Raw genomic sequence first — 6,306 nt, 5'->3', positions numbered from 1 at the left:
CCTCGTCATTGCCGGCGTAATTCGCCGCGACCCGGTGGCCCGCCGCCTTCAGCGCGACGGAAATCGCCGCCCCGATGCCGCGCGTGCCGCCGGTCACCAATGCAACTCGTGCCATTCTGATGCTCCTTTTCCCTTTGGTCGGTTCGGCCGTTCGTCGCGGCCCTGTCATTCGCTTCGGCATTGCCGCGCCGCGAGGATCCCCCGCGTTCGAATCCGGCGTTCCGGCGCGCGTCGCTATCCAAGCATCGCCCCTTTGCCGCGGTTTGGCGAGGATGCATGCCCTTTCGGTGGTCCATTGGGTCGCCAGACGACACGGGATCGTCGTTGCCGGCGAGTCCCGGCCCGCAGCGTCGGGCGATCTTAGAACCCGCCCGCCGGATTTCAGCAACCGGGCCTGAGACAAGGCCGCGTCCCGCCTGGCGCATGGCTCGCATGGCGATCGGTCGAAAACGCCGTGGCTGACCCTGCGTAAGCAACATAGTTGCGCGCGCCTTGTCTCCGGGTCCGGCGCTGATGGATTCGCCCCGCTTTCGCGGCTTGACGGGATCGAAAAAAATCCCGGCGCCGGCGCCCGGACGGGGCGTTGCCGACCGCGCCGCGGCCAGGTGCGACAACCAGAAGATGACGAAATCGTCATTTTGCGTTATAGTGAGTTCAAATCCGACATTTCGATCGGCGCCCCGTCAGGCGAGGCCAGACCCTCGCCTGACGTTGCGCGATCCGTCATCGCGGATCGCGGGCCGCCAACGCCCCACCTCTGCGCGCGACCCCCCGCGCCACGCCGCAAGGAGACCTGACATGACCCTGGAAGCCATCATTTTCGACGTTGACGGCACTCTCGCGGAAACCGAGGAGCTGCACCGTCAGGCCTTCAACGCCGCCTTCGCCGAGGCGGGGCGCAAATGGGTCTGGAGCCGGGAGCTCTACAAGGATCTGCTCTCCGTCGGCGGCGGGCTGGAGCGCATCCGCGCCTATGTGGAGCGCGCCCGCCCCCGCGACCTGGCCCGGCTCGACATGGAGGACGGGTTCCGCCCGATCCACCAGCGCAAGACCGAAATCTACGTGTCGCTGATCGAGGAGGGCGGCGCGCCGCTCCGCCCCGGCGTGGCGCGGCTGCTGCGCGACGCCCATTCCGCCGGATTGAAGCTGGCGGTGTGCACCATGTCGCGGCGCGAAAGCTTCGAGGCGCTGATTCTCAACGTCTTCGGCTTCGAGGCCCTGGACTGGTTCTCCGCCGTGGTCACCGGCGACGACGCCATCGCGCGAAAACCCGACCCGGCCGCCTATCGCCTGACGCTGGAGCGCCTCGGCCTGCCCCCCGAGGCGGTGATCGCCATCGAGGACAGCGCCCAGGGCGTCGCCGCCGCCCGCGCCGCCGGGATCGACGTGATCGCGGCGCCGGGGATCTACACTCAGGACGAGGATTTCACCGGCGCGCTGCTGACGCTGAGCGATCTGGGCGAGCCCTCGGCGCCGTTCCAGCCGCTGCGCGGCGATCCCGGGCGCCACGACTGCGTGACCCCGGCGGCGCTGACCAGCTGGAAGGAAATGGCCGCCGCCTGACCGCGCGGCCTTGCGCCGGGGCGCCTTTCGCCTGACTGCCGCCTGAACGCCAGGCGCCCGGGGGCCGAGGGCCGCTGCGCGACTCGCCCGCCGCGACGCCCCGGCGCCGGGCGGTTGCGCAGCCGATCCGCCCGGCGCTAGTCTGGGACATGCGATCCTCCGCTCTCGCCTTCTCCGCGCTGATCCTGGCGTTGCCGGCGCTGGCCGGCTGGGCGGCCTGGCGCACCAGCCTGGCCAGCGAGATCGACGCGCTCGAAACCCGCGCCGCCACCCGCCTGAACATCGCCAACGCCCGCCTGGAAAGCCAGCTCGCGCGGTTTCGCCAGCTGCCCCGGGTGCTCGCCGACGCGGCGCCGCTGGCCGAGGCCATGGCCGCCCCCACCCCCGCGCGGCTGCAGGAGGCCAATCTGCTGCTGGAGCGGGTGGCCGACGTCACCGGGGCGCTCGACATCTACCTCATGGACCCGGGCGGGCTGACCAAGGCGGCTTCGAACTGGGCCGCCGAACGCCCCTTCATCGGCCGCAATTTCCGCTTCCGCCCGTATTTCCGCCGGGCGATGGATGGCGGGCTCGGGGTGTTTTACGCGCTCGGCACCACGTCGGACAAACGCGGCTTCTACTTCGCCAGCCCGCTGCGCATGCAGGGCGAGATCGTCGGCGTGGCTGCGGTCAAGGTCGATATGGAGGCGGTGGAATCGGATTGGCGCGACGCGGGCGAGACCATCTATTTCACCGATCCCTACGGCGTGATCTTCATCGCAAACCGCGCCGGGCTGGTGTTTCGCACCCTCGCGCCGCTGTCGCAAACCGCGATTCAGGCGATCGCCGCCACACGGCGCTACAGCGACCGGCCGCTGGTCCCGCTGCCGCCGGAACGCGCCGTGGCCTGGACCCCGGCGCGGGTGATGCGCATGGACGGGCCGGGCTGGCGCGACATCCGCGGGCTGCCGGCGCGGGCGCTGCACGCGCAACTGACCAATCCGCGGCTCGACATGACCGCCCATGTGCTGATGGATGCGCGCCCGGCGCTGGAACGCGCCCGCCTCGCCGGGCTGGGCGCGGCGGCGACGGCGCTGGCGCTGGCGCTGCTGGCGCTGCTGATCCTGCAGCGGCGCAACGCCCTGCGCCAGCGGCTGGCGCTGGAGGCCAGCGCCAATGCCGGACTGGAGGCGAGGGTGGCGGCGCGCACCCGCGCCCTGTCCGACGCCAACGCGCATCTGCGCCGCGAGGTCGGCGAGCGCCGCGCCGCCGAGGACGCCCTGCGCCGCGCCCAGGACGATCTGGTGCAGGCGGGCAAGCTGTCGGCGCTGGGGCAGATGTCGGCCGGGATCAGCCATGAGCTGAACCAGCCGCTGGCCGCGATCCGCAGCTTCGCGGACAACGCCCGCGTGCTGCTGGAGCGCGGGCGCGTGGGCGAAACCTCGGCCAATCTGGCGCAGATCTCGGACCTCACCGCCCGCATGGCGCGGATCATCCGCAACCTGCGCGCCTTCGCCCGCAAGGAGGGCGAGCCGGCCTCGGACGTGGCGCTGGACCGCATCGTCGCCGATGCGCTGGAACTGATGGCGCGGCGCATCGAAACCGAAGGCGTGCGCATCGACTGGACCCCGCCCGCCGCCCCGGCGATGGTGCGCGGCGGCGAGGTGCGGCTGGGGCAGGTGGCGGTCAACGTGCTCTCCAACGCCATGGACGCCATGGAAGGCCAGGCCGACAAGCGCATCGTCATCCGCATCGCCCCCCGGCCCGGGGGCGGCGCCCGGCTGACAATCCGCGACAACGGCCCGGGGCTGGGGCTGGACGCGGGAAAGAACCTGTTCGATCCGTTTTACACCACCAAATCCGTGGGCCAGGGCGAGGGGCTGGGACTCGGCCTGTCAATTTCCTATGGCATCGTGCAAAGCTTCGGCGGCGCCATTCGCGGCGAAACCCACAGGGAGGGCGGCGCGATCTTCACCATCGACCTGCAGCCGGGCCTCGTGCCGGATGCCCCATGAGCCGCGACTTGCGTAGGGCGGATCCCGATCCGCCATTGCGGCGGACGCCCCGCGGGCGGACGCCGCGATGACCGGCGCCGCGCCTGACCGGGTGCTGCTGGTGGATGACGAGGCGGCCCTGCGCATGGCGCTGGCCCAGACGCTCGACCTGGCGGAGATCGAGGCCCAGACCGCCGCCTCGGCCGAAGAGGCGCTGGCCGCGCTCGCCCCCGACTGGCCCGGCGCGGTGCTCTCGGACATGCGCATGCCGGGGCTGTCCGGGTTCGACCTGCTGGACCGGCTGCGCGCCATCGACCCGGACATCCCGCTGGTGTTCCTCACCGGCCATGGCGACGTGCCCATGGCGGTGAAGGCCATGTCCGCCGGGGCCTATGATTTCCTCGAAAAGCCCTGCCCGCCGGAACGGCTGGTGGAGGTCGCGCGGCGCGCCTGCGAAAAGCGCAGACTGGTGCTGGAGAACCGCAAGCTGCGCGCGCGGCTGGAAACCGCCGAGGCCGGGGCGCTGTCGGGCGACATCCTCGGGGATTCCCCGGTCACCCGCGCCTATCGCGCCCGGCTGGAGCGCATCGCCCAGGCCGGGCTCGACGTGCTGGTGCTGGGCGAGACCGGCGCCGGCAAGGAACTGGCCGCGCGCGCCCTGCACGCGCTGTCGGATCGGGCCGCCGGGCCTTTCGTGGCGGTGAATTGCGGGGCGCTGCCGCGCGACATCGCCGGGTCCGAGATCTTCGGTCACGAGAAAGGCGCCTTCACCGGCGCGGTGGCCAGGCGCATCGGCAAGTTCGAACACGCCAATGGCGGCGCGATCTTTCTCGACGAAATCGAATCCATGCCGCTCGACCTGCAGATCAAGCTGTTGCGGGTGCTGCAGGAACGCGAACTGGAACGCCTCGGGGCCAACGAGGCGGTGCCGCTCGACGTGCGGGTGATCGCCGCCAGCAAGGCCGATCTGAAGGCCGAGATCACGGCCGAGCGGTTCCGCGAGGATCTGTATTACCGGCTCGACGTCGCCCGGCTGCGGGTGCCGCCGCTGCGGGAACGCCAGGGCGACGCGCCGCTGTTGTTTCGCGCCTTCGTCAAGGCCGCCGCGGCGCGGCGCGACCTGCCGGCGCCCGATATCGACGCCGCCGATCTGGCCTGGCTGGCCGCCCATGACTGGCCAGGCAACGTGCGTGAATTGAAAAACGCCGCCGAACGCTTCGCCATGGGGCTGGGGCTGCGCCCGCAGGCCGAAGGCGATTCGGGCGCGCCCGCCCCCGCCCCCGCCCCGAACGCCGGGCTCACGGCGCAGGTGGCGGCGTTCGAGCGGTCGCTGCTGGCGGCGGCGCTGACCCGCACCGGCGGCGCGGTGACCGCCGCCTGCGCCGATCTCGGCGTGGCCCGCAAGACTTTCTACGACAAGCTGACCCGCCACGGGCTCAGGGCCGAGGATTTCCGTTCCTGACATCGGGCTCGCGGGCGCATGTGCGGGTTTTCGCACAAAAGCCGGTCGAACCCGTGCGACTCCCCGCACGGCGCGAACCGGCGCCAACCTGACGCATGGTCAACGCAGTTTTCCCGCCCCGGCGCGCCAAGTGAAAAACCCTTCCCGGCAAAAGCGTTAACAAGACCTTGCCCGCGTCGCCCCGCCCCGGGCGCGATCAAGTCGAAAAACTGGCACGCGCCTTGCTATGGTCATGATTGCGAAACCCGCAATCGAAACCGTCTGGGAGGACGACCATGCGCCACTTCACCCTCGCCGCGACCGCCGTCGCGCTGATTTTCTCCGCCAACGCCGCGCTTGCGAGCTGCGAGCCCGGCGAGATCGTCATCAAGTTCAGCCACGTCACCAACACCGACAAGCACCCCAAGGGCATCGCCGCCTCGCTGCTGCAAAAGCGCGTCAACGAGGAAATGAACGGCAAGGCCTGCATGGAGGTGTTCCCCAATTCCTCGCTCTACAACGACAACAAGGTGCTTGAGGCGCTGCTCAACGGCGACGTGCAGATGGCCGCGCCGTCGCTGTCGAAATTCGAGAAATTCACCAAGAAATTCCGCATCTTCGACCTGCCCTTCATGTTCAAGAACATCGACGCGGTGGACGAATTCCAGAATTCCGATACCGGCCGGGCGATGAAGGAAAGCATGACCCGGCGCGGGCTGCTCGGCCTCGCCTTCTGGCATAACGGCATGAAGCAGATCTCGGCCAACAAGCCGCTGATCCTGCCCAGCGACGCCAACGGCCTGAAATTCCGCGTGCAGTCCTCGGACGTGCTGGTGGCGCAGATGGAGGCCATTGGCGCCTCGCCCCAGAAGATGGCGTTCTCCGAGGTCTACGGCGCGCTGCAGACCGGCGTCGTCGACGGGCAGGAAAACACCTGGTCCAACATCTACGGCAAGAAGTTCTTCGAGGTGCAGGACGGCACCACCGAATCCAACCACGGAATCATCGACTACCTGCTGGTGACCTCGGTGGATTTCTGGGACGGGCTGCCTGACGACGTGCGCAGCCAGCTCAAGACCATCATCGACGAGGTCACCGCCACCCGCAACTCCGAGGCCTTCAAGGTCAACGAGAAGGCGAAAGCCGCGGTGATCGCCGCCGGCGGCGTGGTGCGCGAACTGGACGCCGAACAGCGCCAGGCCTGGGTCGACGCCATGAAGCCGGTCTGGAGCAAGTTCGAGGGCGACGTGGGCGCCGACAACATCGCCGCCGCGCAGGCGATCAACGCCAAGCACTGATCCCGCGCCTCGGATCCGGGGCCGGCCGCCG

At 69.9% G+C, this 6,306-nt stretch carries 4 protein-coding genes and 1 pseudogene; 4 read left to right on the top strand and 1 reads right to left on the bottom strand.

Features of this window, described 5'->3' with window-relative positions:
• Nucleotides 1-115 (bottom strand): annotated as a pseudogene (locus tag AC1HC7_RS03930) (beta-ketoacyl-ACP reductase); the annotation flags it as partial.
• A 683-nt stretch (nt 116-798) separates the two neighbouring features.
• Between AC1HC7_RS03930 and AC1HC7_RS03925 the strand changes: the two are divergent.
• From AC1HC7_RS03925 to AC1HC7_RS03910, 4 genes are all read left to right on the top strand, one after another.
• The gene (locus AC1HC7_RS03925) at nt 799-1,563 is read left to right on the top strand and encodes an HAD-IA family hydrolase (RefSeq protein WP_479495698.1); all 765 of its coding nucleotides are present in this window, start codon (nt 799-801) and stop codon (nt 1,561-1,563) included.
• Between the two features lie 149 nt (nt 1,564-1,712).
• The gene (locus AC1HC7_RS03920) at nt 1,713-3,557 is read left to right on the top strand and encodes a sensor histidine kinase (protein WP_479495697.1); all 1,845 of its coding nucleotides are present in this window, start codon (nt 1,713-1,715) and stop codon (nt 3,555-3,557) included.
• Between the two features lie 67 nt (nt 3,558-3,624).
• Nucleotides 3,625-4,998, top strand: a complete 1,374-nt coding sequence (locus tag AC1HC7_RS03915; RefSeq protein ID WP_479495696.1) for a sigma-54-dependent transcriptional regulator — start codon at nt 3,625-3,627, stop codon at nt 4,996-4,998.
• A gap of 275 nt (nt 4,999-5,273) precedes the next feature.
• A complete protein-coding gene (locus AC1HC7_RS03910; RefSeq protein ID WP_479495695.1) occupies nt 5,274-6,275 on the top strand; it encodes a TRAP transporter substrate-binding protein in 1,002 nt (333 codons plus the stop codon).
• The last annotated feature ends 31 nt before the right edge of the window (nt 6,276-6,306 follow it).

Source organism: Oceanicella sp. (assembly GCF_056449545.1).
Note: the sequence above shows the minus strand (reverse complement) of the source record. Positions and strands in the feature narration are given on the sequence as shown.

Bases quoted from the DNA above. Each gene is read 5' to 3' on its own strand.
- AC1HC7_RS03925 (WP_479495698.1), top strand. From the start codon at position 799: ATGACCCTGGAAGCCATCATTTTCGACGTTGACGGCACTCTCGCGGAA.
- AC1HC7_RS03920 (WP_479495697.1), top strand. From the start codon at position 1,713: ATGCGATCCTCCGCTCTCGCCTTCTCCGCGCTGATCCTGGCGTTGCCG.
- AC1HC7_RS03915 (WP_479495696.1), top strand. From the start codon at position 3,625: ATGACCGGCGCCGCGCCTGACCGGGTGCTGCTGGTGGATGACGAGGCG.
- AC1HC7_RS03910 (WP_479495695.1), top strand. From the start codon at position 5,274: ATGCGCCACTTCACCCTCGCCGCGACCGCCGTCGCGCTGATTTTCTCC.